The organism is Paenibacillus sp. J31P316, from assembly GCF_056269105.1.
Genome location: NZ_JBWDNI010000001.1, coordinates 907,126 through 933,771 on the forward strand (window position 1 = coordinate 907,126; position 26,646 = coordinate 933,771).

Here is a 26,646-nt window from a genome sequence, read left to right on the forward strand (position 1 = left end):
TTTAACCTGATTGCAGCCGAAACAGCCAGTTCCGTCCTTGGCGTCAGCGCACGCTGTATCGGTCATCCCTAACGTACTAAGGACGATCCTGATAGAGGCGCGTTGACACGAACCAAAAAACGGCTTCCTCCCATTATATCAAATGATGGATCGAATGAGAACACGCGTTTTGTCCCAACCGGCTCCGATTGCACAATCAAGCAAAAGGACGGCTGCTCCGGGCAGCCGTCCTTCGTCCTAGCCTCACTTTTCTTCCTTCCACCCGCTCTAGTACGTCCGTTTCATCACCTTTTGCGTCCGCGCCACCGCAAAGTCGCTGTACGTCGAAAGCACGCTGTTGAACGCGTCCTTATCCGAAATGCGAATGCCGTTCTCCAGCTCTTCGACCCGTTCTTTGGGCAGGCTGCTCTCCATATAGTTCACGTCCAGCTGGAAGAACGTCCGCATGACTTTCTCTTTTTTGGGCTCGCCGTCGAATAGAGACAGCCGTCCCAGCTTGTCCAGGCCGAAATAAGCGCTGCGTTTGCACGACTCCGATAAATCGTCGATCCGCTGCTCCATGACGACTGCTCCTTGCTCATCAAGCATGGCCGTCCACTCGGGGTGCTGCTTCATCATACGAAGCGCATCCGCGGAGCTCAAGACGCCGATCGTTTCCGATTCTACGCCGCAAATGTATACGCGCCGAAGCTTGACCGTTACCTTCTCCTGCATATCGGACAGCGCGGCGATAACGCTGCGTCTGCCGCCCTCTGGCTCGTGTCGCGAAGCAGGAGCTGCGGCTTGCGGACCGTTTATTCCTTGGGCATTTACTGCATCCTCCGCGATCGGCGAAATGAACAGGCACGCCGCCGATATCAGCATGCCGCAGGCCAGATGCCAGATCGGCCTTTTGCTGCGTCTTAGTTTCTGTCTCACTTTTCGCCAGAGGTTGAATGTCATCATATGGGTTCCCCCCCATTTTCTTTTTTTGTTAGTCTGTCTCCTATGCTGGAGAAATATGCATGCGCACTCGGCGCATAATAAAGCCCCGCACGCATCGCCAGTCGATGCATGCGGGGCTTGCTGCTGCGGCTCGTTAGCGGTTAATCCAAGGCAGACTGTCGCGGCGCTTCGGTTTTAAAGTGCGAGTTTGGCGAATGGCGGCCTTTTTGGCAGGCTTCCGGCCTGCGGCCGACTTGCTGACTTTCACCGGATCCGACTCCACTTCGAATTCCTCTTCGTCGCGTTTGTCATGGCAGCCGCAATTGCACGGCTTTTTGCCAGTCGTATTTACGGGCGAGACTTGACCGTTGCCTGCATAACCGTAGGTATACTGCGGTCCCATGTTTGCCGGCGATACCATCGACGGATTATAGCCGCCGTATCCGTAGCCGCCCATCGGTCCCGTGTTTTCAGGCGATACCAACGACGGATTGTAACCGCCGTATCCGTAGCCGCCCATCGGTCCCGTGTTTTCCGGCGATACCATCGACGGATTGTAGCCGCCGTATCCATAGCCGCCCATCGGTCCCGTGTTTTCCGGCGATACCATCGACGGATTGTAACCGCCGTATCCGTAACCGCCCATCGGTCCCGTGTTTTCCGGCGATACGAAGCCAGGCCCGCAATCCTCGTCACTGATTGGGCTTACCATCGGCGAACCCCAACCGTAATTCGGCGCTCCCCATGGAAGTCCTGCGCCGCCTTCGGGCGATGTTGCGGCAGGGCTGACAGCCGTAGGGTGTTCATAACCATAGCCGCCCGTCATCGCTGGCGACACCGCCGTCGGCTGACCATAGCCATAGCCGCCCGTCATCGCTGGCGACACCGCCGTCGGCTGATCATAGCCATAGCCGCCCGTCATCGCTGGCGACACCATTGTCGGTTGTTCATAGCCATAGCCGCCCGTCATCGCTGGCGACACCATCGTCGGCTGGCCATAGCCATAACCGCCCGTCATCGCTGGCGACACCATCGTCGGTTGTTCATAGCCATAGCCGCCCGTCATCGCTGGCGACACCATCGTCGGCTGGCCGTAGCCGTAGCCGCCCGTCATCGCTGGCGACACCGCTGTCGGCTGGCTGTAGCCGTAGCCGCTGTGAATCGGCGCAGTCGATACCGGCGACACCGGCAAGTCATGAAGCGACATGACCTCCGTTGCCGGAATACCGTATTGCTTGAACAAATCCACACTTTGCTCATATGGCTTGTGAACGGGATATTTCTTCTCCGCGATCGGCAATTCCGTTGGCACCGGCATCGGAGTCGGCACCGGCTCCGGCATATTCACTGGAGCTTCATTTACCGGAGCCGTGTTCTCCTTCGGACCCGTAGGCTTTTTGCCCGTCAAAATTTTACCGGTCGGGATTTTGCCCATCAGTCCCTGAACGCCATGCATGACCGAAGACGGATGAAGCGGGTGATTGCCCGTTCCCGATTTGTGATGGCCCGATGGCGTTCCGTGCATTTCCGGCATCGTGCTAGGCATGCCCGGTTTCGGGATGTTCACAACCTCGCCGGTCAGCAGTACGTTCGGGTTTTTGAGCTGCGGATTCGCTTTGATCATATCGCCGAGCGGAACGCCCCATGCTTTGGAGAGCTTCCAAAGCGTATCTCCCTGCTGCACGACATGCTGGTGCATGATCTCCATATCGCCGCTATGTCCTGCGGGAACTTTGATTTTCATGCCGATGTCGATTTCGTCCGGATTCGTGATGGATGGGTTGAGCTTTAAAATTTCTTCCAACGACACGTTATACTTCTGCGCTATCATATACAGCGTATCGCCTTTTTTCACAATATGAATTTTCACCCGCCAAAAACCTCCTGTCACGTTTTACGTCTTAGGCAGACGCGGCAAACGCCCGTTATCAATCCCTACATCCTATGCAGAAGGTGGGCGAGTGTCACCCTCCGGCACAAAAAAAAGATTGAAGCTCCCCCAGGCATATTCGCCTCAGGAAAGCTTCAATCTTGTTGCAGCACCCGCTTTTGCGAGCCATTCGTCCCTCTTCAGGCTAACGCGCCGCGTAGGTGAAGCTTGGATAGCTGCCCAGCACGCGGACCTGACATCCGATTGCTTCGATCTCGGCAATGGCGGACGGGAGCAGCACGGAATCCATCGACATCTCGATATCGATCAAAAAGTAATAATTGCCCAATTTCTTCTTCGTCGGCCGCGACTCGATGCGGGACAGGTTGATTCGGCGCCAGGAGAACGCGGATAGCACTTGATGAAGCGCACCTGGATAATCCTCCGGCAGCGTAATCAGGATGCTTGTCTTATGCTTCTCAGACTCCCGCAGCATGAATGGCTCCGGGCCCGCGAGCAGGAAGCGGGTGTAATTGTTGTCATGGTCGGTAACCGCCGTCTCCAACAGATCCAGACCGTTGTCAGCTGCAGCGGACACTTGGCCGATAGCCGCCCACCCGCGTCCAGGATTATCACGGACGATACGGACCGCCTCGGACGTGCTTCCGACATGCTCCAGCTCGGCATGAGGGAGATGGCGCTTCAGATATTGCGTACACTGGGCCATCGCGACGGGATGACTCATGACTTTCACGATGCGGCAGTATGCCAACTCGCCGTTGTCCTCGTTCAGCTCCGCAGAGGCTCCGATCAAGTTCTGAATGGAAGGGTAGATCCATTCCGCTTGAATCGGCAAATTCACCTCGTCAACGAGCCAATCGGTATGAAGGCTGACGGAACCGTCGATCGTGTTCTCGATCGGAATGACGGCATAATTCGTATTCCCTTCCGCCGTGGACAGAAACACGTCCGCGATCATCCGATGATATTCGTATCGAATATCGATGCCGAAGCCGTTCAGCATATACCTGGCCGCTTCGTCGGACGTAGAACCTTTCGTCAAACACGCTACGCTTATCATGCCTTGACTTCTCCTTTGATTCGTTCCATGAACGGTACTGTCTTGCCTGTTTCGAAGATGGACAGCTCGGGACCGTTCAAAGCGGGCGTAAGCCACATCGTTTGAGCTTCGATGCCATGCTGCTTCAGCGTCTCCAGCAGAAAGGCTTCCAGCTCGGTTTTCCTGGCACTTCCCCGGTCTACGAGCGTCAGGAGGGTCGGTCCGGCGCCGCTCAGCGCTACGCCAAGCGCCCCGCGGCTCGTCGCCTGCTCCAGAATCTCCGACATGCCGGGCACGAGCGGCGCGCGGTAGGGCTGATGAAGCTTATCGCGCATCGCGAATGGAATCAATTCCAGATTCCCGCTGGCGAACGCCGCGACGAGCAGCGAACTGCACGCTACATTAAAGACGGCGTCTTTCATATCGAGCTTATCGGGCAGCGCGTGCCGCGCCTTCTCCGTAGAAAGCTGAAAAGACGGAATGGCCACCAACACTTCCAGCTTCTCATGGGGAGTGATCCGAACCTTCTCCGCGCGGGTTCCGTCCCAGGCGGAGACGACGATGCCCCCGAACAACGAAGCCCCGACATTATCGGGATGGCCTTCCAGCTCGGAAGCCATTTGGAACAGCTTGTCCTCGCTAAGCGGACTTCCCGCAAGCGCATTCGCCGCCACAAGCGCGCCTACGATGGCCGAAGCGCTGCTGCCAAGCCCGCGCGTCAGCGGGATGTCGCTGTACATGGCGATTCGAAGCTCGGGAATGCTCACGCCGGCCTCCTCGAAAACCATCTGCGCGACTTTATAAATCAGGTTCGTCTTGTTCACCGGAATGCCGTCCAACCCGTCGCCGTACAGCTCGATGACCGTTTCTCCATCGGCGGCGGCTTCCATCTCGATCCACGCGTATAGCGACAGCGCCATGCCAAGCGTGTCGAAGCCCGGACCGAGATTCGCCGTGCTGGCCGGAACTTTAACCAATACCTGGCCGTTTATCATACTCCCGCACCCTCCAGATGACGGATGGCGTACTTAACTCATAACCGCTGCTGCTCGTCATGGTTTCTTCATCCGTTAACGTAATGTACTTTCACATGCCACTCTATCGCGAACGCTTCTATCGCTTACCGCCGACCGTTAGCCCTCAACCCGATAAACGCTCTTGATCGCTTTCACGACTTCCATGCCTTCAAGCGACTTCAAGACGCGGGACGCCGCTGCTTTGTTGGCATCATGCGTAATGATGATGATCTCGGCTTCCGGATTGCTCGGATTCGGCTGCTGCAGCACGGATTCCAGGCTGACCTCGTGCTCCGCGAACGCCTGCGTGATCCGGGCAAGCACCCCTGCGCGATCTTGTACATGAAGCAGCATGAAATACTTCGACGCGATTTGCTCATCGGTTTTGAGCTTCTTCTCTTTGTACGCGAGCTTAGCCTGCTTGCCGTTTACGCCGAGCTTCAGGTTCTTCACGACCGCGACCAGGTCGGCAACGATGGACGTTGCGGTCGGCATTTCGCCTGCGCCTGCGCCATAAAACATCGTTTCTCCGACGGCTTCGCCATAGACGTACACCGCGTTATACACGCCGTTGACGGATGCGATCGGATGCGAAGCCTTCACCATCGTCGGTTGTACCGAGACGCTGATGTAATCGTCCTGACGCTCTGCGATGCCGAGCAGCTTCACTTCGTAGCCAAGCCGCTTGGCATACAAAATCTCTTCGCGGCTGATGGCCGAAATGCCCTTTACGTCAACATCCTCCAGCGCAACGTTCGCACGGAAACCGAGCGTGGCGAGAATCGTCATCTTACGGGCGGCATCAAGGCCTTCCACGTCGGAGGTCGGATCAGCCTCGGCATAACCAAGCTCCTGTGCTTCTTTCAGCACATCGCTGTAAGCCGCGCCTTCCTTGCTCATCTTCGTCAAAATGTAGTTCGTCGTTCCGTTCACGATACCCATGATTTTGGTGATCCGATCGGAGGAGAAGCCCTCGACCAGCGTTCGGATGATCGGAATGCCGCCTGCGACGCTTGCTTCGTACAGCACGTCGCAGCCGTTCTCATGAGCCGCCGCTAGAATCTCGGGTCCGTGCAAAGCCATTAAATCTTTGTTGGCCGTTACGACATGCTTCCCGCGGGAGAGTGCTTCAAGGATATAACCTTTCGTCGTCTCGATGCCGCCCATGACTTCAACGATCACGTCGATCTCCGGATTATGAATAATGTCCCATGCATCTTCCGTCAATTTATCCGCGGGCATGCTGATGGAACGTACTTTGTTCTTGTTCTGTACGAGCACCTGCTCAATGACGATCGGCGAGCCTACTTGGCTTTGCAGGTCGCTCTGATGTCCTTCCACGATACGTACGACACCCGTTCCTACGGTTCCCAGGCCAAGCAATCCAACTTTAATCGGTTTCATTCCGTTCTACCTCCAAATATATAGTCTAGCCTTGCCCGATGATGGACGCCTTACGAACGCCGTCCTGCCTGCGGAGCGCATCCATGAACTCGGACATCGCGCCGCTCATTAGAGAGGTATCAACGGAAATCACAACATTGGCAAGTCCCTGAAGCGGTATCGTTTGATGAATCGTCAGCACGTTTCCTTCGTAACCGGCCACGAGGCCGAGCACCTTGGACAGCACGCCGGACCGATGGTCCAAATCCATGGAAATGGTAGCGATCGTTTCCCGCTTGAGCTGATACTGCGTATATACGCCGTCTTTGTACTTATAGAAGGCGCTTCGGCTTAAGCCTACTCGCTCGGCCGCTTCGTGAACGGTCGCCGCTTCGCCGCGGCGGAGCATTTCCTTGACCTGAATGGTCTTCACGATCGCTTCCGGCAGCATATCCTCGCGTACGACATAATAGCGTTCCTCCACGGGCCGTCCTCCCAACAAAGACATCTGTTCTTCCATAGAGGACATTATATCGAATATTCACCGATGCGGCAATAGTCATTTCCACGAGACAAGCCGGTTTCTCCATAAAAAAGCTGTCGAAGCCATGTCTGCAGTCGACCTGCAAACACAGCTCCGGCAGCTGTCGTGACGCTATTCGTGGTAATAAAAGTCGCTTCCCTCGAAAAATTCGAACGTGAAGTCCGCGATCCGAACGATATCGCCATCCTTCGCGCCGATCTTACGCAATTCCGCATCGACGCCCATCAAACGCAGCGTACGCGCGAAACGCATAATCGCGTCGTAAGAATTGTTCAAATTCACGCGTTTCATGAACTTCTCGATGTACGCGCTCTCGACGTAGAAGCCTTCGTTCTCCTTGCCGACCGTAAAGGAACGATCCTCGTCCTTGTCCAGCGTATAGACCTTGCGCTCCGCAACATCCCGCACTTCCTCGATCTGACGCGTCTCCGGCACCGTTTCGAGCAAATCCATCGCCTTGTACAGCAGCTCTTGAACGCCCTGCTTCGTAAGCGAAGACATGGCCACGACCTGATGTTTAGGCAATTCGTTCCCATCTTCATCGGTTTCGGCTTCCCCGGCTTCCGCCTTCAGCTGTTCCAGGAAGATCTCCAGGTTCGCCTCGGAATCGGGCATGTCCATTTTGTTCGCCACGATGATTTGCGGTCGTTCCGCAAGAAGCGGGTTGTACAGTTCGAGTTCCTGGTTGATCGTCACCCAGTCTTCGTAAGGGTCGCGCCCCTCCGAGCCCGACATGTCGAGCACATGCAGTATAATGCGCGTGCGTTCAACGTGACGCAGGAAGTCATGACCTAACCCGACGCCTTCATGCGCGCCTTCGATAAGTCCAGGCAAATCCGCCATGACGAAGCTGCGCCCGTCACCTACATCGACGACGCCGAGATTCGGCGAAATCGTCGTGAAGTGGTATGCGCCGATCTTCGGCTGCGCCGCCGATACGATCGACAGCAGCGTCGATTTGCCGACGCTCGGAAACCCGACAAGGCCAACGTCCGCCATGACCTTCAGTTCCAGGATGATCCAGCGTTCTACGCCTTCCTCGCCGTTCTCGGCAAAATCCGGCGCAGGATTGCTTGCGGTCGCGAACCGGCAATTGCCGCGTCCGCCGCGTCCGCCCTTCGCAACGATGATTTCCGAACCGTGCTTCGTCATGTCGGCAATGATCTCGCCGGAATCATCATCGAGGATGACCGTTCCGGGCGGAATACGGATGACCGTGTTCTCCGCGTTCGATCCGTGCATCGTCTTGACTTTGCCGCGCTCGCCCCGCTCGCCTTTGAAATGCTTCTGGTAGCGGAAATCCATCAGCGTCCGCAGTCCGTTGTCCACGCGGAAAATGACGTCTCCGCCCTTGCCGCCGTCGCCGCCGGCCGGCCCGCCGTTCGGCACGTATTTCTCACGGCGGTACGACACGATTCCATTCCCGCCGTCGCCGCCTTTTACGAATATTTTCGCCTTATCGACAAACATGTCTTTACGTCCTCCGTTTATGTCCCAAGCTGCGCTTCCAGCATCAGCATCCCTTTGCCGTAATCCGCATCCGCCAACCGCAGCGGAGAGCCTTGAAGCGCGCGCTCGCAATTCGATTTCCAGTCGCTGCCCGATTGAAGTATGCCGTCGAAATGAAACGACAGCTGCAGCTTCATCCCGTCCAAGGAAAGATCCATCAGCAACCGGGCCGCGTCGCCGCTGCCCGTTGCCGCCGCTGAACGGTACGCTTGAATAAGTTCTATGATCGCATTCGCCGCGCGTTCCTTATCCGGAAGCAGCTCGGCCAAATTCACTTCGCCATCGATGTCCATGTCGATTATCATGGAATTGGTCCGGGTTCGGAACGACTGCAGAAACATGACGAGTGACGGCACGCCGAGCTTCGCGATCTTGCTTTCGCTCGTCATCCGTTCCTTTATCTGTTCCACGCACTGAATCGTCTTATCCGTCTTCCCCATGCGAATGTAACCAAAGATAATCTGCAGATCATTCATCCAATCATGCCGATGATGATTAAGCGTTGCAATTGCCGTTTGCTGCAAGGTCCGTTCCAGGACTTCCAGCCTGCGGGCTTGTTCGCGCGCGAGAGAGCGGTTCCACATTACCGCCGCTGCCGCTGTCCATACCAGGAATACGGCCAGCAGCCATCGCTGCGTTGGCCAACTAAGCGCTGCCGCCGCCGGCAAAATGACGGATACGGCCGCAAAAATTCGGATGCGGTTCATGATCGAGCCTACTTTCCTATTCTTTCCTAGTCTTAACCAGTATAGCACGAGTAAGCGGAAAGTTCATCCGGGTCCGAAAGCGCCGAATAAAAAAAGAAAACCCCGGTCTGCATGCAGACCGGGGCGTGTTGCTTATTCCGCTGCAGCGACAGCAGCTGCTGCAACCGGGTAAACGCTGACTTTCTTACGGTCGCGTCCCCAACGTTCGTATTTCACGACGCCTTCTACTTTCGCGAAGAGCGTATCGTCTTTACCGATACCAACGTTGTTGCCCGGATGAACTTTCGTTCCGCGTTGACGAACAAGGATGCTGCCAGCCGATACCGTTTGGCCGTCAGCGCGTTTAGCGCCGAGACGTTTGGATTGGCTGTCGCGTCCGTTCTTTGTGGAACCTACACCTTTCTTCGAAGCGAAGAGTTGGAGATTCAGTTTCAACATGGATGTTCCCTCCTTTATTCACGAAATAGTTGACGAATGACAACAAACTTCCCGTACGAGGCTGCGATAGAGTCCAGCATCACGATCATACTTTCCAGAAGGAGCTGCATCTTCGCATCGGAATCAGCAGTCTCTCCGACCGGGATTTCGGATCGCAGCCAGCCGCTCTTCATCGAAGCCGGGAGTTCGCACCCCGCCAGCGCTTCGATTGCATTCACCGTGCCGACCGATACGGCCGACACGCCGGCACAGACAATGTCTTTGCCGGGCTTGGCGAAACCAGCATGTCCATCTATCGCAAACGATACGATCCGTGATTCGGCGGCAGACCGCCGCTCAATGTTGACCGTAATCATAGGATAACCTCTTAAGCTTGAATCTTGCCAATCGTAACTTTGGAGTACGGTTGACGGTGACCTTGCTTCCGGCGGTAGTTTTTCTTCGCTTTATATTTAAAAACGATGATTTTTTGACCTCTGCCGTGTTTCTCGACAGTCGCCGTTACGGTAGCGCCGGAAACGACCGGTGTACCTGTAACGAATTCTTCGCCTTTGGAAACAGCCAATACGCGGTCGAACGTTACGCTCTCGCCTTCAGCAGCATCCAGTTTTTCGATGTAAAGAACGTCGCCTTCTTGCACTTTGTATTGCTTTCCACCCGTTTCAATGATCGCAAACATGTGTTGCACCTCCTTATTTCGAAGACTCGCCTGATGCAGGTGCCGAGAAAGCGGACTGACGCGGGCTTATGTACCTGTTCGGAGCGGTATTTGGACTGCAATTCACGTTTCTCGATCGCAGACACCATAATATCTTAGCATACATTATATTCGATAGCAATGCATATTTTGGGCCATTGCAGGCTTGCCCTGGCAGCCTGCGTCAGGATCTCGCTTCGTCCCGACTGCCAGCCGACTCCTTAGCAGGAAAAACTTTCTGCTCGCGGACTTTCTTGCGCGTCATCTCCAACAAGCCAAGCCTTGTCCAGCCGACGACCTGACATTTCGTCCGGTCGGAGCGGACACGGCGCTCAAGCAGGTGCATCACCTGCTCACGGTGCTGCTCTTCTTCCATGTCAATGAAATCCACAATGATGATGCCGCCGACATCCCGCAGCCGCAGCAGCCTGGCAATCTGCTCGGCCGCCTCCAAATTCGTGCGGAATACCGTGTCCTCGAGATCGGAAGTACCTACAAAACGTCCAGTATTGACGTCGACGACCGTCAGCGCCTCGGTTTGGTCCCATACGAGATCGCCGCCGGACTTGAGCCGATAACGCCGCTGCGATGCTTCCTGAAGCTGTTCGTGAATGTGATTCAGCTGAAAGAGCGAAGCGCCGCCGATCTGCGGCTCGAACAAACGAAGGCGGGGCAGCATGGCCGGAGCCAACCGCTTCATCGTCGCCTTCGTCTTCCTGTAGACAGAGCCCTCGTCGATCCATATCTCATCGATTTCGGTCGTCAGCAGATCGCGCACGAGCCGATGCACGAGATCCGCGTCCCGGTGAATGAGCGTCGGCGTAGAAGCCGTCTCTCCCCGCTGCCGGATTTCTTGCCAATGCTCCCTAAGGAACTGAACGTCCTGCTGAAGGGATTCCTGACTCTCTCCCTCGGCAGCCGTACGCATGATAACCCCTTCGCCGGGTAGTCGGATCCGCTCGCCGACGGCGCGCATGCGCGACCGTTCCGCTTCGGTAGAGACCTTCTTGGAGACGCCTATGTAATCTGCGATCGGCATATAAACCAAATATCGGCCAGGCAGAGAAAAATGCGTGGTGACTCGAGCGCCTTTGCCTCCAAGCGGTTCCTTCATCACCTGCACCAGAATCTCCTGCCCAGGCTGAAGCAATTGGCCGATCTGCGGCTTTTCCTTCGGCTGTCGTTCCAAATGCGGGTGAAGCACGTCATCGATATATAAAAACGCGTTCTTCGGAAGCCCGATATCGACAAAAGCCGCCTGCATGCCCGGCAGGACATTGACGACGCGGCCCTTGTAAATGCTTCCGACCAGTTGGCCCGCTTGTTCGGTTTTTTCCATGTAATATTCATACAGCGACGCATCTTCCACAATGGCGATCTGCAGCATGTCTTTCTGACCGTGAACCAGCATTTTTTTCATTCCCATGACCTCCTGCCTCAGTCGGTCTCCACGGATACCTATTTTACATGAAAAGCTCCAATACTGCACGGTCTGCTTTTCCGTCCGAGAGAAATCCGCTGACAAGCCGTTGTTCCGGCAGCACGGCCAGTATGTCCCCCTTCTCCTCCATGACCACGATCAGATGATAACTGTCCCGTTTAAATAACCGCAGCGCCGCGAGTACGGTATAGCCCTTGGGCACGATAATGGGAAACGCCCAGGTTCCCCGCGATACGGCACGGGTCGACGAAAGCGCCCGGTTCGTTAGAAAGCGAAGAAACAAAAACGGAATATTGCGATAAGCTGTCCAATTCGTAAGCAGCAGAAACACGCCGACAGCGATCAGGTTGAGGTGAAGATGCACCGCGTTCCGGCTCAGCACGGCGGGCGCAATCGCGCACACAATCATTAACGCGCTAAAGAGCAGACTAATCCTAGTACCCCAAACGAGCGTCCCGTGAAACGTCAGCGCGCGGCTAAGTCCCGCCTGCATCAGCTTCCCGCCGTCCAGCGGCAAGATCGGCAGCAAATTGAACAAGCCGATCATGATATTCGCCTGGCAGACGTAAGCCGCCCAATCGTGCTGCCACAGTCCCAGCTGGCCTAGCAGCCAAGCGGCGCCCGCCATCCACGCGTTCTGCAGCGGTCCCGCGATCGCGACGAGCGCCTCTTCCCTAGCCGGCAGCCCGCTTCCATCCTCAACCTCCGCCACCCCGCCGAAGGGCAGCAGTTTTACCTCGCGAACCGTCCAGCCAAAGCCCCGAGCAGCGATAACGTGGCCCAGCTCGTGAACGAGCACGATCGCAAACAACGTCAACAGCTCGACGAAATAACCCGTCAGAACAGAAGCGAGCATAATGAGCACGAAGAGCGGGTGAACGGACCACCGGATGCCGCCAAGTTTAATCAATCGGAACGACGTCCGCCGGATCGACGTATCGGCCTTGCTCCTTCACCGCGAAGAACAACAAACTTTGGCTGCCATCTTGCGCCTTCGTTTCCGCCAGCTTGCCGAGCGTCTTGCCAGCCTCGACCCAATCATTGGCTGCCACGATCACGCTGCCGAGCCGGCCGTAGACGGTTACTCGTCCGCCCGCATGCTGGACCATGACGGTATCGCCCTCGGCATCCCCGTCGTTGGATACGAGTATGACGCGTCCCGTCTCCGCGGCGAGCACCGACTGCGCGGGATTGCCCGCGATTTCGACGCCGCTCAGCGTTTCCGCGAACGAACGTACGACCGCGCCATTGGGCAGCGGCGATACGATCGGGATCTCGACCGCGCCCTCGGCAAGCCTGGACTCCTCGTCAGCTTTGCTGCCGAAGAACGGGATAAACGAAGGTGCGCCCGCAAACCATTTCTTGTACAGCGAAGCCGAAGCGTTAAAATCCATGTTCTCCGTCAAAGCGGCTGTTACCGCTTCTTGGCCTTTCTTCGCCGCGGGCAATTGCGTCTGAAACATCAAGTACACGATGATGAACAGCGCCACGGCGATGACGGACTGAATAAAGAGCCCGCGCACGATAAAGCGGCCGCCCGTCTCCGTTGGATCAGGCGGCGGGCCGCCCGACTTGCTGGCGCGGATGTCCTTGCTTGGCAGCGGAGCAATGTTCCAGCCGGCCGTTTGCCATGGATTGGGATTCGCCTTCCACAGCCGTTCCGGATCGTCCTCGCGCAGCGGTGCCGGATAGTCGGAATGTCCCTGCATGTTGTCCGAGCGGCTGGCCGTCTGCGCGGGCAGCCGCAAAATCGGTTGTTCCTGCGGCCTTGGCTGCTGGGGCTCCGGCAGCTGACGCTGCGCTGAATGCCGTCCTGCTTGTGCCTGTGAGGCGTTACTCTCCATAATCCGGCGAATGCGCTCTTGTCTGCGTTCACGGATGCTGTTTCGGGTATCCATCGCCAATCCCTCCACCTTTATACAGCTTGTTCACTCCAGTATATGAGGCGCTTGGACGGGTTATGAGTTCGCCCGCAAGGCAAAGAAAACCGCCCGGCAGCGCCGGACGGTTTAGGTGGCTAACTCGTATTTTTCTTGATGGACTTTCACGCTGAATACGATGCCGATGCAAAGCATGTTCAGCAGCAGCGACGTGCCGCCATAGCTGATGAACGGAAGCGTAATGCCCGTAATCGGCATCAGGCCGATCATCATGCCGATGTTCTGGAAGACTTGGAAGACGTACATCGATACGATCCCGATCACGATGAACGATCCTCGCAAGTCATAACACTGGAAGGCGATGATGATCATCCTGTAAATCAACAGGAAGTACAGCATCAACACGACCGCGGCGCCCTGGAAGCCAAACTCCTCGCCGATGACGACAAAGATCGCGTCCGAGTAGGGATACGGAATGAATTTGCGGTTCTTGGACTCGCCCTTCATATACCCGTCGCCCATCAATCCGCCGGAACCGATGGCGATCTTGGCCTTGTTCGCCTGGTACACTTCCTTCTCGGAAGCCGTCTCCGGATTGATAAAGCCGTTGATTCGTTCATACCAATGGAGCTTGTCGTGATCGTACGCATAATCGTGAATTTCTTTGTTATATGTATTGAACAGGAACATGAACAAGATCACGCCGCCTACCACGGCGCCGAGTCCCAACAGAACATGCGTGTAACGGACGTTCCCGATCCATAGCATGCCAAGCACGATGACGAGATAGATGATGGCATTCCCGAGATCCGGCTGAATCATGACGAGCGCGAACGGAACGAACGAGAAGAACGCGACGACGAACAAATCCTGCCGCACGCGAAGCGGTTCGCCCTGCCGACGGCCCATCAAATAGGCGACCGTGATGATTAGAATCAGCTTGACCATCTCCGCCGGTTGAAACTGCAATCCGCCCGGGAGCGGGAACCAGCTCTTCGCGCCGTTGATTTCCGGTGCCGTCAAATAAACGATCACGAGCAGGATCAAACCGATGCCGTATAGAATGAACCATGCCTTCAAATAGATCCGATAATCGAGCAAAGCCGCGACAATCGCGACGAAAAACCCGAGGCCGTAGAAAATGATCGTCTTCGTGTCATATCCGGCGTACTCCGGATTGCCGTACGTGGCGCTATGCACGAGCATCGTGCTCACCACCGCGAAAGCCAGCAGAATGACGATCATGCCCACATCGATTTTTTTCAGTTTATTCAGCACTTCACAATCATCCTATTCCAAGAAACTTGCGGAAACGCTTCATGACGCCCGCTTTCTCTTCCAACTGCATCAGCGGAACCATATCGCCCAGCATCCGTCTGGAAATGTTGCGATAGGCGATCGCCGCGCGGGAAGAAGGATCCATGACCGTCGGTTCCCCGGCGTTCGCGGAACGGATGACCTTCTCGTCGTCAGGCACGATGCCCAGCAGGTCGATGGCAAGCACTTGGCAAATTTCATCGATATCCAGCATTTCCCCGGATTTCACCATATTCACCCGAATGCGGTTGATCACGAGGCGCGCAGGCACCTGCGACTGCTCCAGCAGACCGATTACCCGATCCGCGTCGCGAACGGCCGCGTTCTCCGGCGTCGTCACGACGATGGCGCGGTCAGCTCCGGCGATGGCGTTGCGGAAGCCCTGTTCGATGCCGGCGGGGCAGTCGATAATGACATACTCGAACTCTTTCTTCAGCTCCAGGATCATATCCTTCACCTGCTCGGGCGTCACCGCGCTCTTATCCTTCGTTTGGGCAGCCGGCAGCATGTACAGCTCTTCGAACCGCTTATCCTTCACCAGCGCTTGGTTCAGCCTGCAGCGACCCTCCGCGACATCGATCAAATCATAAATGATCCGATTCTCCAGACCCATGACCACGTCCAGATTGCGCAGGCCGATATCGGTATCCACCATACATACCTTTTTGCCAAGCAAAGCAAGCGCAGTCCCGATATTGGCCGATGTCGTCGTTTTGCCGACGCCGCCTTTCCCCGATGTAACTACAATCGCTTCTCCCATGACTTCACACTCCCCGCTCAAGCTCTAAACACGATCGGCAGCTTGCGTATCCGCTGCAGCTGCGTCAACTTATCGATCTTCATTACACCTTCACTCAGAAAAGCAAACTCCATCAGTGCGTCACCCGTCATCCATTCGTCCGGCGGACGGCTGATGACATCGTCAATGCGCAGCTGCGTCGGTCGCAGCAACGATGCGGCGATGACGGCATCCTTCCGCCCCTCGCAGCCGGCATGGGCCAGCCCGCGGAGCGCACCGAGAACGTAGATGTCACCCGTGCAGAGCACCGTGCCGCCGGGGTTCACGTCCCCCATCAGCAGTAAGTTTCCGTCGTGCTCCATCGTTTGGCCGGAGCGGACGATGCCTGTAAGCACTTTAATATTATTGCCGTCCTCGGGCTTCGTCGGGGCGATTGCTTCGCTCTCGACCGATTGCACCAGCAAATTGCCCTGCTGGCGAATCGTCGCCCGGATCCGTTCTTTATCTTCCTCGGTCACGTGACGGGAGCCCAACTTCACTTGGACATGAACGATAGGACCTGTCAGCAGCTGTTGATGCGACTTTTCCAATTTGTACTGCAGCTCGTCCAGCAAGATGGAAAACTCGCAATTGTCGTCAAGGAGAAAGATCAAGCCTTCTTTGACGCCTTTTATCGTAATATGCTGCTTCTCGGTCACGCTCGTCCCACCCCTCTCTCTATACGATTCTTTCATCCGCGCGCGTATTCCTGCATGGGAGCCGTGCTAAACTTCTTCTTCTTCGGTTTTGGGCTTGAGGCTGCCCTCGAACCATCGTCTTGCCGGTATGTACAGCGCCAATGCGAACAATAACTGAAGAAACAAGCTCGGAATGATGTGCTGGTACAGCGCCCACTCGTAAGTTTGATCCGTAAGCCGGAACACCTTATAGATGAAATAGACAACCGTATCGTAAACGAGAGTAGATAAGCCGACCATGGACAGCGCCATCAGCAGCGTGCTGCGCTTGCGCTCCAGAAGAAGGCCCGTCATATATCCGACGAGCCCCATCGAGAAGGAATGAACGCCGATAATCCGGCCGTAAAAGGCCAGGTCCTGCAGCAAGCCGAATGAGAGGCCGAGCAGCAGCGAGGCATGACGCCCTCGGTATAGGGCAGCGAATAACACGAAAGCAAGCGTAAAATGAGGCACAATGCGCCCAACGAGATCTCCCGGCACCAGCCAATAGAAGATCGTCCCCTCGGAGAGAAAGAAGAGCAGCATGACAATGATGATGCGCTGCATGCTCATGGCGCCGTATCTCCCGTATCCGGCGTTTGTACGACGAATACTTCCCGCAGATGATCGAAATCCGCTGCCGGCGTAATCGTAGCCGTGTACGTCAGACCGAAATCTCCCACTTGGCTGCTGTCGACCGTGCCGATGACCATGCCGCGAGGGAAGACGTTGCCCTTGCCGGACGAGATGATCGTGTCGCCTTTCTTAAGCGGATCGTGCTCGGAAATTTTGGACATGGACAGCTTGCCTGTCTCCGTGTCGTAATTATCCACGATGCCGAACGAGTCGGCCTCCTTGCCCAGCACGGTCGCCGCGATGAGCTTCGTGTCCGCCGAATTGACGTTCAGCTTCGTGATCGGCATGACGGACGAGAAGAACGGATCGACTCGAGTAATCAAACCGACCAAGCCCTTGTTCGTCACGACGGCCATGTTCGGCTTGATGCCGTTCTTGGAGCCCAAATTAATGCGGATCGTCTCGTCGTACGGGTCGGTGCTGACGGCTATGACCTGTGCGATGAGATATTTGTAGTTGTCCAGCTCTCTCTGGCGTTCGGTGAAATGGAGATCATCCTGAAGCTGTTTCAGTTTGTCTTCCATGCCGTTGTATTTGATGCTGTCCCGCGCGTACGCGGCGGCGGCGATGCGCAGCTGCTCATTCTCTTTGTAGACCTCGCGCATATGGGAGAGATCGTGAATGAGTTCCGACACATAGCCGGCCGGTTCATACAGCCATTGCTGGAAGAAGCCCGACGTATCGAGCGCGAAATTTTCCGGCCACGTCAGCTTCTTCCGGTCGCCGATGGAGAAGCCCATTACGGCGACGAAGAGAATAAACACGATCATGAGCACAAACATCCGTCTGTTGCGCATCCAATTAAACACTTCGCTTCACCCGCCCATTTTCCATGCTGAATGCCGAACGACCCTAAAGCTCGTTCGACCAGTCAGCGTCGCTCATCCGTTTTCCCCTAAATCCAAATACCGGATTACTTCTTGGAACGGGAAACCGGACCTCCACGTGTTTTGAACAGGTCGATATGATCAAGCGCCCTGCCCGTTCCTATTGCAACGCAGTCAAGCGGGTTCTCGGCAACGATGACCGGCATTCCCGTCTCGCGGGCCAGCAGCTTGTCCAGGTTTTTGAGCAGCGCGCCGCCGCCCGTAAGGACGATGCCGCGGTCCATGATATCCGCGGACAATTCAGGCGGACATTTCTCGAGCGTGATTTTGACGGCATCCACGATCGCATTGACCGTATCCGCCAAAGCCTCGCAAATTTCGTCGGATGATATCGGAAGCGTCTTCGGCAGTCCGGACACGAGGTCACGGCCGCGGATCTCGATCGTTTCCTGCTGTTCCGGCGCAAGCGCCGAGCCGATTTCCATCTTCAATTGTTCTGACGTCCGTTCGCCGATCATCAGATTGTACATCCGTTTGATGTATTGGATGATCGCTTCGTCCATTTCGTCGCCGGCGATCCGGATGGATCGGCTCGTAACGATACCGCCCAGCGAAATAACCGCAACCTCCGTCGTGCCGCCGCCGATATCCACGACCATGCTTCCAGTCGGTTCCCAAACCGGCAGATCCGCGCCGATCGCCGCCGCGAACGGCTCTTCGATCGTGAACGCTTCGCGGGCTCCAGCTTGAACGGTTGCGTCTTTAACCGCACGCTGTTCTACAGCCGTGATGCCGGACGGCACGCAAACCATGACGTTCGGATGACGCGGGAACAACGAACGGCTTTTCTGTGCTTGACGGATGAAGTACTTGATCATCGTCGAGGTCGTATCGAAGTCCGCGATAACGCCGTCTTTCATTGGACGGATCGCGCGAATGTTGCCGGGCGTTCTACCGATCATTTTCTTCGCATGCTCGCCGACAGCTTCGATTTTCTTTGTATCGGTACGAAGAGCAACCACGGAAGGCTCTCTTACGACAATTCCTTTTCCTTTGACATAAACCAGCGTGTTAGCCGTACCCAAATCGATTCCTAGATCTTTCGAAAAACCACCGAACATAGTTGTATCTTCCTTTCTTTCGTAAGACAATCCCTCTTATTATATTACATGTGGCCTTGCTCCTTCAAACTTATAAAGCGATTGTCACCTATTACCAAATGGTCCAGTACATCGATGCCGACAAGCTCGCCCGCTTCCATCAAACGCTTCGTGAGCGCGATGTCCTCGGGGCTCGGCGTCGGATCGCCGCTGGGGTGGTTATGCATGCAGATCAGCGAAGAGCTGCTAAGCTTGATGGCCGCGCGAAATACCTCGCGAGGGTGAACAAGCGTCGCATTCAACGTACCTACGGATAATGTTTCGGTCGATATGACTTGGTTCTTCGTGTTCAAAAACAAACAGATGAAGTGCTCCTGCTTCAAATAACGGAGCTCCTCCATCATCAATTGAGCGGCATCCGCCGGCCTTCTGATCGTCGGCAGCTCGCCCTGCTGGCTGCGTGCCAAACGGCGGCCGAGCTCAATTCCGGCGCGGAGCTGAACGGCTTTCGCAGGCCCGATTCCGCGTATCTCGGTCAGCTCCGCGATGCTCATATCCACAAGGCCGCGCAAGCTTCCGCACTGATTAAGAATACGGGAGGCCAGAAGAACGGCGGATTCGCTCTTCGTTCCCGTTCGCAGCAATATCGCAAGTAATTCCGCATGGCTAAGTGCATCGGCCCCAACGGTCATCAGGCGCTCTCTAGGTCGGTCTTCGTTAGGGACGTTTTTCAGCAAGTAGGCTTTCTCTGCTTCCATGAACGTTCCCTGCTTTCAGTTATGGTGATGGAGCCGCGAGATCGGCGATAACCGGTCTCTTAAATAACGGCGATATTGAATTCGGACAGCATGTCCGCCAGAAGCGAGAGCGGCAGGCCGACGACGTTGAAATAACAGCCGTCGATCCGGTCCACGAGGACGGCGCCCCGTCCCTGGATGCCGTAGCTTCCCGCCTTGTCGAGGGGCTCGCCGGTATCGGCGTAACGCGCGATCACTTCAGGATCGAGCGGCTTCATGACGACTTCCGTCATCCGATGCGCCGCAAACTCGCGGCCCGTATACGGATCCAAGCAGGCAATGCCGGTGAATACTTGATGCCTCCGGCCCTGCAACCGGCTTAATGTACGGATGGCGTCCTCTCGGTCGAGCGGCTTGCCCAGCACTTCGCCGTCCAGGACGACGATTGTGTCCGCACCGATTATGAGCGAACCGTCCCTGTCTTCGGCAGCGAGAAGCTCGGCTGTCGCTCTTGCTTTGCGCAGTCCGAGCTGTTCGACGATTCGGGCCGGCTGCCATTCCGGCGGCGTCCCTTCATCGGTATCGCTGGGCAAAATGAGAACCGGCAAGGAAAGGTCGAGTGAAGCGACCAATTCCCGCCGGCGGGGAGAAGATGAAGCCAGCACTAGCTGGCGCAAATGTTCGGTTGGATTACTGCGGGATTGTACCATTGAGGCAAAGCTCCTTATCGCTTGCTGACGGCTCCCTATAGTTTGCGGTACAGCCAAATCGCAAGCGCGAGACCGGCGATGCTGAGCAGACTGATATGAATCCGCAGCGTAATTGCATAGCTGAGCACGAGCAAATCCGCGGTGGGCGACCATACAATCGGGGTCGAATTCGTCAGAAACGAAAGTCCTGGGACCGTCGACAGCGAACGAGCGATAAGCGCGCCGGCCAACAGGCCGATCAGCATGAACAGCAGCAGTACCCAGAAATTTTTCTTCATCTTCCAACGTCCCTCGCCATTTTTTGACACGTACTCTTCATTATACGCGCAGCGGAAACGCTTTACAATGATTCGATCGATTCAAACCAGCCTTTCTGGATAAAGACGGCGTTCATGAGCGCGGTCTGCATGGACCATAAGTAGGCATCCGAAGGCTTCTTGACATATTCGCCCGCCGCAACCGCTGCCGTGTTCATGGCTTGCTCCAGTTTACGCAGCGACTCCTGATCGGTCTTGCTCGTCAGTCCTGCGTCCAGACGGGATGCGGATGCCGTCCACTGTTCGTGCAGCGTCTGCCATTCGGTAACGGCGCCCGTGTCCGCTTGCCCGATTAACCGGTCGAGTGTCATGCTGTCCAGCTTGGTCAGCAGCCCCGACGTATTCTCGAAGAAAGATTGAACGTCGGATGCCGCGCCTTTGTAAGGCATAGCCTTAAGCGAGGGTAGTTCGACCTGCTTCACGTAAACATCCATGCCGGTCAATGTCTGGCCTAGAAGATCGGCCGCGGCCTTATCCGTGGACATGCCGACATAGATGCGGAAATCCTCCTGCGACGTCAGCGAGGCAGCGGCCAGCCCTTTGCCGTGCAGCTCCGCCGCTGCGGCGTCCAGACCGTCTTTGCTGCTGAATACGCCATATTGAAGCATATAATAGGATGCGGCGGGCACATCTACTTTGACCGTCTTGACAGTGCCGGCATTCGCATTGCCGTTTGCGCCTTTGTCAGCATCCTTATTCCCTGCCGCGGCGGTTCCTTTTCCTCCGTCCGCCGTGCCAGCCGCTGATTGGTTTCCGTCTGCCGTGCCGCTGCTTACGGCCGGGAGTGACCCATCCGGATCGTCAACAGAAGCAGCCGGACCGCCGCCCGTGAACAGGGTCAGCACGAAATAGCCGAACAAAGCGCCCGTTGCGATCGCGCCAGCAACCGAAGCGAACACTTTAAGCCAAGAAGGCCCTTGTGCCGGCCGCCTCCCAGAGCCGGATAACGGAGAACCGAACGCCTTGCTTTGCCCCCGGCGGCCGGCATTAATGTCATATAGGTCGTCCTCGACATCAATCAGCGGATACATGTCAATTACCTGCGGCGCGGAACCTCGTTTGGAAAAGGCTTGAAGGTTGCGGTCATGGTCCGACTCCTCATCGCCGAGGAGAATAGCTGATCCCGCATCGAGCGGCGGCAATTCAGTATCCATCGGCGCGGCGGGCTGGGCTTTCGAAGAAGCGTAGGCCGAATAATCCGCCGGCTCGAGCGATTGCCTGGATCCGTTCGGGCGTGTCTTGGACGCCGTTTTAGGCAGCTGTCCATCGGCTTCGCGGATTAACTGCTCCAAGGCATGGGCATCATTTTGAAAAGGACTATTCCAGGAGCCGATGTCGGCCGTAAAAGACAGTTCCTCTTGAAAGTAAGGCACGGCGTTCGTGTCCGATGAGCGCTGCCTCTCCTGCCGCGGCAGCTCTTCGCGAGCCCCGCTCTGTTTATCGAATCGATACGTAATGCGTCCTTTCGCACTCATCGCACTCTCTCCTTGTCCGCGTACTCTAGTACAAGTCTATGAGAGGGTTGAGAGAATTATGACCCGCCTGGGGCTATTAGGCCTCTTATAATATTCGTTTGCAGGAATATTCTAAAGGGGGTATATTGAAAGCATGAATGCAACTTTAACTGCTCTTGCCGAGCCACATCGATTACACATCGTCGAACTGCTGCGCCAAGGCCCGCTGCCAGTGGGCGATATTGCCGATCGGCTGCGCCTCCAGCAGCCGCAGGTTTCCAAGCATCTGCGCGTATTGCACGAAGCCGGGCTCGTAGACGTGCAGCCCGCTGCCAATCGGCGTATCTATAAGCTGGAGACCCGTCCTCTCCAGGAGCTGGACGCTTGGCTGGATTCGTTCCGACGCCTATGGGAGAATCGCTTCGACCAATTGGAGGATTATTTGCACGAACTGCAGAGCAAGTCCAAAGAGCCGAACGGCGACTAGGAGGGCCGAATTGCTGGCTCACGCTCATTTATTTAGCACAGGATGAGGAATGCGCTCACCGAGACATTGCATCCCCATGCCGTCTACGACCTCAAAATTACGAGAAGCAAGCCATCCCTGCGGGGCTGGCTTGTTTGCGTTCCAACGGTCTGGCACTTCGTTCTGGACTAGGATAATATTGGAATGCCCAAAGGTTCCATCGACTGGCATAGACACAAACAATCACAGGCATAGTAAGGGCTGTGGTCGATACGGCCGTATACTATCTAAGGCAGGTGTCTTGTTGAATGAAGGAAAAGATTCAAGAACCGAAACGTACAGGCCGGACAGCCGCGAAAGTCTCCAAGCTGCTTGGAGCCGCGATGCTGGCCCTCGTACTGATGCTGGCATTGCCAAATGTCAGCTCCGCTATCGGCAAAGGAGCGAAGGGCCCGGATGTTTACGTCATCCAAGGCATGCTAAAGTCGCTGGGGAGCTACTCGGGACCGATCGACGGTCATTATAATGACCTCACGGTCCGCGGCGTCAAATACTATCAGAAGAAACATGGTCTTCCGGTAACGGGCGCTGTCGATCCGCGCACCTTCAAATCGGTCGTCTATAGCTATCACAGCAAAAAAGTGATGCAAATGAAAGCAAAAAGCAAAGGCATGTCGAACGGAAAAGGCTATAAAATACGCAGCAACGGTGCCGGTAAGGGCATTGGAGCCGGAAGAGGCTCAGGAGCAGGCCGCGGTAAAGGCGGCGGCGCTGGTCAAGGCGGCGGCGGTGGCCAAGGCGGTGGCGCTGGTCAAGGCGGCGGCGGTGGCCAAGGCGGCGGTGCTGGCCAAGGCGGCGGTGCTGGCCAAGGCGGCGGTGCTGGTCAAGGCGGCGGTGCTGGTCAAGGCGGCGGCGGTGCTGGTCAAGGCGGCGGCATGAACCAAGGCGGCGGTCAAGGTCAAGGCGGCGGCATGGACCAAGGCGGCACGCAAGAGAAAGGCAATGCCGAACAAAAAGGCGGCGGCACGGACCAAGGCGGCACCCAGGAGAAAGGCAACATCGAACAAAAAGGCGGCGGCCAAGGCCAAGGCGGCATGCAAGAAAAAGGCAGCGATCAGGGCCATGGACAGGATCAAGGTCAAGGTCAAGGTCAAGGTCAAGGTCAAGGCAGCGGCAAAGGCAAGGACAACTCGTAAAAATAACGCAAAACAGCCGGATAATCCATTTGGATTTTCCGGCTGTTGTTTTTGCCTCTGAAGCTGCATCGTTTAAAGAAAAGGCCGCTCCCGGTAAACCGGGAGCGGCCTTTCGTAGGCCAACGCTGAATCACTGCGACTGCAAGTTCATAAGCATGCCTGTTCAAGCTTAGCTTAGCTTAAGCTTTGGCGCGAAGCGACTTCGCCAGTGCGTCGGCTACTTTCCAGATATCGCCGGCCCCCATCGTGATCACGAGGTCGCCCGGTTTCACCCGTTCGGTCAGCACCGCCAGTACCTCTTCCTTCGAAGGATAGTAGGACGTGTTGGCATTGCTGTTCTTGATGATCATCTCGACGAGCTTCTTGGAATTGACGCCCTCGATCTGCTGTTCGCCGGCTGGCGAATAGATATCCGTGATCAACACCTCATCCGCCTCAGGGAAAGCGCGGCTGAACTGCTCCAACAGGAAGAACGTCCGCGTATAGCGCTGCGGCTGGAAAACGGCGATGATGCGTTTGCCCGTCGACTTCGCGGCGCTGATCGTCGCTTGAATCTCCGTCGGATGATGCGCGTAGTCATCAATGACAAGGATGTCGTTAACTTCCCCGAGTACTTGGAACCGACGTTTTGCCCCTCGGAAATCAACGATCGCTTCGGCGATGGACGCGAATGGAATTCCCGCTTCCAGACATGTAATGACGGTCGCCATCGCATTGTACACGTTGTGCCTGCCAGGAACGGACAGCTCGATCCGTCCGAGCAACTGTCCATGCTTCGACATATCGAAGGAAACCTTCCGGTCGCCAAGCGTTATGTTGCTGGCTTTATATACTGCGTCCTGGTCGATCCCGTAGGTCAGCACGCCATTGTGACCAAGCGGTCCGGACAGCAGTTCGGGCAGCATCTCCTGAATGTTCTCGTCGTCCGCGCAAATAATAGCGCTGCCGTCCTGCTTGACTTGACTCAGAAACTGAACATATGCAGCTTTCAATTTATTGAAATCACCGTCGTAGTTCTCAAGATGATCCGGCTCGATATTCGTTACGATCGCGATTGTCGGATGGTACTGCAGGAAGGAGCCGTCGCTCTCATCTGCTTCAGCGACAACGTATTCGCCTTTACCGGCTTTCGCATTCGTGCCGACATTGACGATTTCGCCGCCGATAATGAACGTGGGATCCGTCTTGCAGTTTTCCATGACGAGCGCGATCATCGACGAAGTCGTCGTTTTGCCATGCGCGCCCGCAACGGCTACGCCTTTGCCGTTATTCATGAGCCTTGCCAGCATTTGCGCGCGGTGCAGAATCGGAATATTCAATTCCTCCGCCGCTCTGCGCTCTACGTTGTCCCTCGACAGGGCCGTAGAATAAACGACGAGATCCGCTCCAGCGATATGCTCCGGTTCATGACCGATAAAAATGCGAGCTCCCTTAGCTGCAAGCTTCTCCGTCAATTCTTGCCGGGCTACGTCGGAGCCGGTAACTTTATAGCCCATCTCCAGCATGACACGCGCGATTGCGCTCATGCCGTAACCGCCAATTCCGATGAAATGAACGTGTTCTGCTGTATTCAAAGACGGTTCACCAACCTTTTTCAGAATCCTTATTGTAGAGCAATTTGGACCGGACGTCGGCAATCAAATAGAGCGTGCCTGTCACGACCGCCAAATCTCCCTTGCCGGTCGACTGCTGAAGCCGCGCAAGCGCCTGCTTCCAATCCGGTTCAACGATGAGCTCGAAGGAATACCCTTCTTCCTCCCGAAGCTCTTGAACGAGCGATGCCAGTGAAGAGGCAGGCAAAGCCTTTCGAAAATCCGCCTCTGTCACGATAAGCGTATTCACTAGAGGTAGTATATGCCGTAAAGCGTCACGATGATTCTTATTCGCCAGCATCCCGATCATAAGGTGAAGATGCTCGTACGCATACGTATCCTTGAGCGCGGCCGCAAGCATTTCCGCGCCTTCCGGATTATGGGCGCCGTCGATGAGAACGCGGGGGGAATCGCCGATCATTTCCAGACGACCGGGCCATGCGGCAGTGCGCAGACCTTCCCTCAAATCCTCATCTTCCAAAATAAGCGCATAGTATTGCCGCAGCACTTCCAGCGTCATGACGGCGACCGCCGCATTGGAGCGCTGGTGCGCGCCGTTCAAGGTAATCACGAGATCATCGATCGTACGGAAGATACCGTCGAAGCGAAAAGACTGCTCATTTTCTTGCACGCTTAGCGTAACCTCGTGAAACTTATCGCCCATCATATAAAGCGAGCTGTTCTTCGCCTTCGCGGTCTCGCGGATAATTGCCGCGGCCTCCGGCTGACTGACGGCGCTGATGACAGGAACGCCGGCCTTGATGATCCCCGCCTTCTCGGTTGCGATCGCCTCCAACGTATCGCCGAGAATGTCCATATGATCATGGCCGACGTTCGTAATCACTGAAACGACCGGCGTCACGATGTTCGTCACGTCAAGACGACCGCCGAGTCCGGTTTCCCATACGACGAAATCCGGATAGGATACGGTGCCGTAATATAGAATCGCCAGTGCCGTGGACACCTCGAACATGGACGGAGAACCGAGCTCCGTTGCCGCGATGTCTTCTACGAGCGGCTTCAACCGATTGGAGAGCGCCAGCAGCGTCTCTTCCGGGATATCCGTGCCGTTATATTGGAACCGGTTCGTGAATTTCGTAATGTAAGGGGACGTAAACGTCCCCACGTCATAGCCGCAGCGCAGCAGCACGCTGGTTAAGTAAGCGCAGACGGAGCCTTTGCCGTTCGTGCCCGCCACATGGATGAACTTGATCCGGCGCTCCGAATGGCCCGTCATCTCCATCAGCTTCTGGATTCGCTCCATGCCAGGACGAATGCCGAACGGAACGAGTCCTTCAATCCACTGTCTTGCTTCCTCGTAGGATGCCAACGGCTTATTTTGATGTTCCTGCATATGTTCGTTCATCTCG

At 56.0% G+C, this 26,646-nt stretch carries 28 protein-coding genes; 2 read left to right on the forward strand and 26 right to left on the reverse strand.

The window, feature by feature from the left end; all coding sequences use genetic code 11:
* Nucleotides 1-267: 267 nt before the first annotated feature.
* The 24 genes from AC0YNU_RS03915 to AC0YNU_RS04030 form a co-directional block, all read right to left on the reverse strand.
* Nucleotides 268-945, reverse strand: coding sequence for a BofC C-terminal domain-containing protein (locus AC0YNU_RS03915; RefSeq protein ID WP_475753306.1), 678 nt, complete (start codon nt 943-945; stop codon nt 268-270).
* A gap of 133 nt (nt 946-1,078) precedes the next feature.
* Nucleotides 1,079-2,794: a LysM peptidoglycan-binding domain-containing protein gene (locus AC0YNU_RS03920; protein WP_475753308.1), complete on the reverse strand. Its 1,716-nt coding sequence runs from the start codon at nt 2,792-2,794 to the stop codon at nt 1,079-1,081.
* Nucleotides 2,795-2,999: 205 nt separating this feature from the next.
* A complete protein-coding gene (pheA, locus tag AC0YNU_RS03925; protein ID WP_475753310.1) occupies nt 3,000-3,875 on the reverse strand; it encodes a prephenate dehydratase in 876 nt (291 codons plus the stop codon).
* Nucleotides 3,872-4,849: a homoserine kinase gene (thrB, locus tag AC0YNU_RS03930; RefSeq protein ID WP_475753312.1), complete on the reverse strand. Its 978-nt coding sequence runs from the start codon at nt 4,847-4,849 to the stop codon at nt 3,872-3,874. Before thrB ends, pheA begins: the two co-directional genes overlap by 4 nt.
* A gap of 138 nt (nt 4,850-4,987) precedes the next feature.
* Complete coding sequence (locus AC0YNU_RS03935; protein ID WP_475753314.1) at nt 4,988-6,274, reverse strand: homoserine dehydrogenase; 1,287 nt, start codon at nt 6,272-6,274, stop codon at nt 4,988-4,990.
* Between the two features lie 25 nt (nt 6,275-6,299).
* Nucleotides 6,300-6,737: an ACT domain-containing protein gene (locus tag AC0YNU_RS03940; protein ID WP_475753316.1), complete on the reverse strand. Its 438-nt coding sequence runs from the start codon at nt 6,735-6,737 to the stop codon at nt 6,300-6,302.
* A gap of 171 nt (nt 6,738-6,908) precedes the next feature.
* Complete coding sequence (gene obgE, locus AC0YNU_RS03945; protein WP_475753318.1) at nt 6,909-8,267, reverse strand: GTPase ObgE; 1,359 nt, start codon at nt 8,265-8,267, stop codon at nt 6,909-6,911.
* Nucleotides 8,268-8,284: 17 nt separating this feature from the next.
* Complete coding sequence (locus AC0YNU_RS03950; RefSeq protein ID WP_475753320.1) at nt 8,285-9,013, reverse strand: Spo0B domain-containing protein; 729 nt, start codon at nt 9,011-9,013, stop codon at nt 8,285-8,287.
* Nucleotides 9,014-9,145: 132 nt separating this feature from the next.
* Complete coding sequence (rpmA, locus tag AC0YNU_RS03955; RefSeq protein WP_475753322.1) at nt 9,146-9,451, reverse strand: 50S ribosomal protein L27; 306 nt, start codon at nt 9,449-9,451, stop codon at nt 9,146-9,148.
* Nucleotides 9,452-9,465: 14 nt separating this feature from the next.
* A complete protein-coding gene (locus tag AC0YNU_RS03960) occupies nt 9,466-9,807 on the reverse strand; it encodes a ribosomal-processing cysteine protease Prp (protein ID WP_475753324.1) in 342 nt (113 codons plus the stop codon).
* Nucleotides 9,808-9,818: 11 nt separating this feature from the next.
* Complete coding sequence (gene rplU / locus AC0YNU_RS03965) at nt 9,819-10,130, reverse strand: 50S ribosomal protein L21 (protein WP_161694067.1); 312 nt, start codon at nt 10,128-10,130, stop codon at nt 9,819-9,821.
* Nucleotides 10,131-10,332: 202 nt separating this feature from the next.
* Nucleotides 10,333-11,568: an Rne/Rng family ribonuclease gene (locus AC0YNU_RS03970; protein WP_475753326.1), complete on the reverse strand. Its 1,236-nt coding sequence runs from the start codon at nt 11,566-11,568 to the stop codon at nt 10,333-10,335.
* A 43-nt stretch (nt 11,569-11,611) separates the two neighbouring features.
* Nucleotides 11,612-12,499, reverse strand: coding sequence for a M50 family metallopeptidase (locus AC0YNU_RS03975; protein WP_475753328.1), 888 nt, complete (start codon nt 12,497-12,499; stop codon nt 11,612-11,614).
* On the reverse strand, nt 12,492-13,487 hold the full coding sequence (locus AC0YNU_RS03980) for a peptidoglycan DD-metalloendopeptidase family protein (protein WP_475753331.1): 996 nt from the start codon (nt 13,485-13,487) through the stop codon (nt 12,492-12,494). Before AC0YNU_RS03980 ends, AC0YNU_RS03975 begins: the two co-directional genes overlap by 8 nt.
* 111 nt (nt 13,488-13,598) lie before the next feature.
* The gene (locus tag AC0YNU_RS03985) at nt 13,599-14,747 is read right to left on the reverse strand and encodes an FtsW/RodA/SpoVE family cell cycle protein (RefSeq protein ID WP_475753333.1); all 1,149 of its coding nucleotides are present in this window, start codon (nt 14,745-14,747) and stop codon (nt 13,599-13,601) included.
* 7 nt (nt 14,748-14,754) lie between these two features.
* Nucleotides 14,755-15,546 (reverse strand): septum site-determining protein MinD, encoded by a 792-nt coding sequence (gene minD / locus AC0YNU_RS03990; protein WP_475753335.1) that lies wholly within the window; start codon nt 15,544-15,546, stop codon nt 14,755-14,757.
* Between the two features lie 17 nt (nt 15,547-15,563).
* Nucleotides 15,564-16,223, reverse strand: a complete 660-nt coding sequence (gene minC, locus AC0YNU_RS03995; protein WP_475753337.1) for a septum site-determining protein MinC — start codon at nt 16,221-16,223, stop codon at nt 15,564-15,566.
* A 66-nt stretch (nt 16,224-16,289) separates the two neighbouring features.
* A complete protein-coding gene (gene mreD / locus AC0YNU_RS04000; RefSeq protein WP_475753339.1) occupies nt 16,290-16,814 on the reverse strand; it encodes a rod shape-determining protein MreD in 525 nt (174 codons plus the stop codon).
* Nucleotides 16,811-17,686, reverse strand: a complete 876-nt coding sequence (gene mreC, locus AC0YNU_RS04005; protein ID WP_475753341.1) for a rod shape-determining protein MreC — start codon at nt 17,684-17,686, stop codon at nt 16,811-16,813. Before mreC ends, mreD begins: the two co-directional genes overlap by 4 nt.
* Nucleotides 17,687-17,790: 104 nt before the next feature.
* Nucleotides 17,791-18,825: a rod shape-determining protein gene (locus AC0YNU_RS04010; RefSeq protein WP_475753343.1), complete on the reverse strand. Its 1,035-nt coding sequence runs from the start codon at nt 18,823-18,825 to the stop codon at nt 17,791-17,793.
* 44 nt (nt 18,826-18,869) lie between these two features.
* Nucleotides 18,870-19,562 (reverse strand): RadC family protein, encoded by a 693-nt coding sequence (radC, locus tag AC0YNU_RS04015; RefSeq protein ID WP_475753345.1) that lies wholly within the window; start codon nt 19,560-19,562, stop codon nt 18,870-18,872.
* Between the two features lie 59 nt (nt 19,563-19,621).
* On the reverse strand, nt 19,622-20,251 hold the full coding sequence (locus AC0YNU_RS04020) for a Maf family protein (RefSeq protein ID WP_475753347.1): 630 nt from the start codon (nt 20,249-20,251) through the stop codon (nt 19,622-19,624).
* Nucleotides 20,252-20,286: 35 nt separating this feature from the next.
* Nucleotides 20,287-20,529 (reverse strand): DUF4321 domain-containing protein, encoded by a 243-nt coding sequence (locus AC0YNU_RS04025; protein WP_475753349.1) that lies wholly within the window; start codon nt 20,527-20,529, stop codon nt 20,287-20,289.
* Between the two features lie 62 nt (nt 20,530-20,591).
* Nucleotides 20,592-22,043 carry an SPOR domain-containing protein gene (locus AC0YNU_RS04030; protein WP_475753351.1) on the reverse strand — a complete coding sequence of 484 codons (1,452 nt, stop codon included), beginning with the start codon at nt 22,041-22,043 and terminating at the stop codon, nt 20,592-20,594.
* 133 nt (nt 22,044-22,176) lie between these two features.
* Here AC0YNU_RS04030 and AC0YNU_RS04035 point away from each other — a divergent pair, with 133 nt between their 5' ends.
* Together AC0YNU_RS04035 and AC0YNU_RS04040 are read left to right on the forward strand one after the other, a co-directional pair.
* Complete coding sequence (locus AC0YNU_RS04035) at nt 22,177-22,509, forward strand: ArsR/SmtB family transcription factor (RefSeq protein WP_475753353.1); 333 nt, start codon at nt 22,177-22,179, stop codon at nt 22,507-22,509.
* Nucleotides 22,510-22,796: 287 nt separating this feature from the next.
* Entirely contained in the window at nt 22,797-23,684 is an 888-nt protein-coding gene (locus AC0YNU_RS04040; protein WP_475753355.1) for a peptidoglycan-binding domain-containing protein, read from the forward strand.
* 179 nt (nt 23,685-23,863) lie between these two features.
* Here the strand turns inward: AC0YNU_RS04040 and murC are convergent, their stop codons facing one another.
* Nucleotides 23,864-25,258: a UDP-N-acetylmuramate--L-alanine ligase gene (murC, locus tag AC0YNU_RS04045; RefSeq protein ID WP_475753357.1), complete on the reverse strand. Its 1,395-nt coding sequence runs from the start codon at nt 25,256-25,258 to the stop codon at nt 23,864-23,866.
* A 7-nt stretch (nt 25,259-25,265) separates the two neighbouring features.
* Nucleotides 25,266-26,642, reverse strand: coding sequence for a bifunctional folylpolyglutamate synthase/dihydrofolate synthase (locus AC0YNU_RS04050; protein ID WP_475753360.1), 1,377 nt, complete (start codon nt 26,640-26,642; stop codon nt 25,266-25,268).
* Between the last annotated feature and the right edge of the window lie 4 nt (nt 26,643-26,646).

Excerpts from the sequence above, each read along its gene's own strand:
- AC0YNU_RS04010 (WP_475753343.1), bottom strand. The coding sequence starts at position 18,825 with ATGTTCGGTGGTTTTTCGAAAGATCTAGGAATCGATTTGGGTACGGCT.
- AC0YNU_RS03950 (WP_475753320.1), bottom strand. The coding sequence starts at position 9,013 with ATGAACCGCATCCGAATTTTTGCGGCCGTATCCGTCATTTTGCCGGCG.
- mreD (WP_475753339.1), bottom strand. The coding sequence starts at position 16,814 with ATGAGCATGCAGCGCATCATCATTGTCATGCTGCTCTTCTTTCTCTCC.
- AC0YNU_RS04025 (WP_475753349.1), bottom strand. The coding sequence starts at position 20,529 with ATGAAGAAAAATTTCTGGGTACTGCTGCTGTTCATGCTGATCGGCCTG.
- AC0YNU_RS03960 (WP_475753324.1), bottom strand. The coding sequence starts at position 9,807 with ATGATTACGGTCAACATTGAGCGGCGGTCTGCCGCCGAATCACGGATC.
- pheA (WP_475753310.1), bottom strand. The coding sequence starts at position 3,875 with ATGATAAGCGTAGCGTGTTTGACGAAAGGTTCTACGTCCGACGAAGCG.
- AC0YNU_RS04050 (WP_475753360.1), bottom strand. The coding sequence starts at position 26,642 with ATGAACGAACATATGCAGGAACATCAAAATAAGCCGTTGGCATCCTAC.
- rpmA (WP_475753322.1), bottom strand. The coding sequence starts at position 9,451 with ATGTTGAAACTGAATCTCCAACTCTTCGCTTCGAAGAAAGGTGTAGGT.
- AC0YNU_RS03935 (WP_475753314.1), bottom strand. The coding sequence starts at position 6,274 with ATGAAACCGATTAAAGTTGGATTGCTTGGCCTGGGAACCGTAGGAACG.
- AC0YNU_RS03980 (WP_475753331.1), bottom strand. The coding sequence starts at position 13,487 with ATGGATACCCGAAACAGCATCCGTGAACGCAGACAAGAGCGCATTCGC.
- rplU (WP_161694067.1), bottom strand. The coding sequence starts at position 10,130 with ATGTTTGCGATCATTGAAACGGGTGGAAAGCAATACAAAGTGCAAGAA.
- AC0YNU_RS04040 (WP_475753355.1), top strand. The coding sequence starts at position 22,797 with ATGAAGGAAAAGATTCAAGAACCGAAACGTACAGGCCGGACAGCCGCG.
- obgE (WP_475753318.1), bottom strand. The coding sequence starts at position 8,267 with ATGTTTGTCGATAAGGCGAAAATATTCGTAAAAGGCGGCGACGGCGGG.
- thrB (WP_475753312.1), bottom strand. The coding sequence starts at position 4,849 with ATGATAAACGGCCAGGTATTGGTTAAAGTTCCGGCCAGCACGGCGAAT.
- minD (WP_475753335.1), bottom strand. The coding sequence starts at position 15,546 with ATGGGAGAAGCGATTGTAGTTACATCGGGGAAAGGCGGCGTCGGCAAA.
- AC0YNU_RS04030 (WP_475753351.1), bottom strand. The coding sequence starts at position 22,043 with ATGAGTGCGAAAGGACGCATTACGTATCGATTCGATAAACAGAGCGGG.
- AC0YNU_RS03970 (WP_475753326.1), bottom strand. The coding sequence starts at position 11,568 with ATGAAAAAAATGCTGGTTCACGGTCAGAAAGACATGCTGCAGATCGCC.
- AC0YNU_RS04035 (WP_475753353.1), top strand. The coding sequence starts at position 22,177 with ATGAATGCAACTTTAACTGCTCTTGCCGAGCCACATCGATTACACATC.
- AC0YNU_RS04020 (WP_475753347.1), bottom strand. The coding sequence starts at position 20,251 with ATGGTACAATCCCGCAGTAATCCAACCGAACATTTGCGCCAGCTAGTG.
- radC (WP_475753345.1), bottom strand. The coding sequence starts at position 19,562 with ATGGAAGCAGAGAAAGCCTACTTGCTGAAAAACGTCCCTAACGAAGAC.
- AC0YNU_RS03915 (WP_475753306.1), bottom strand. The coding sequence starts at position 945 with ATGATGACATTCAACCTCTGGCGAAAAGTGAGACAGAAACTAAGACGC.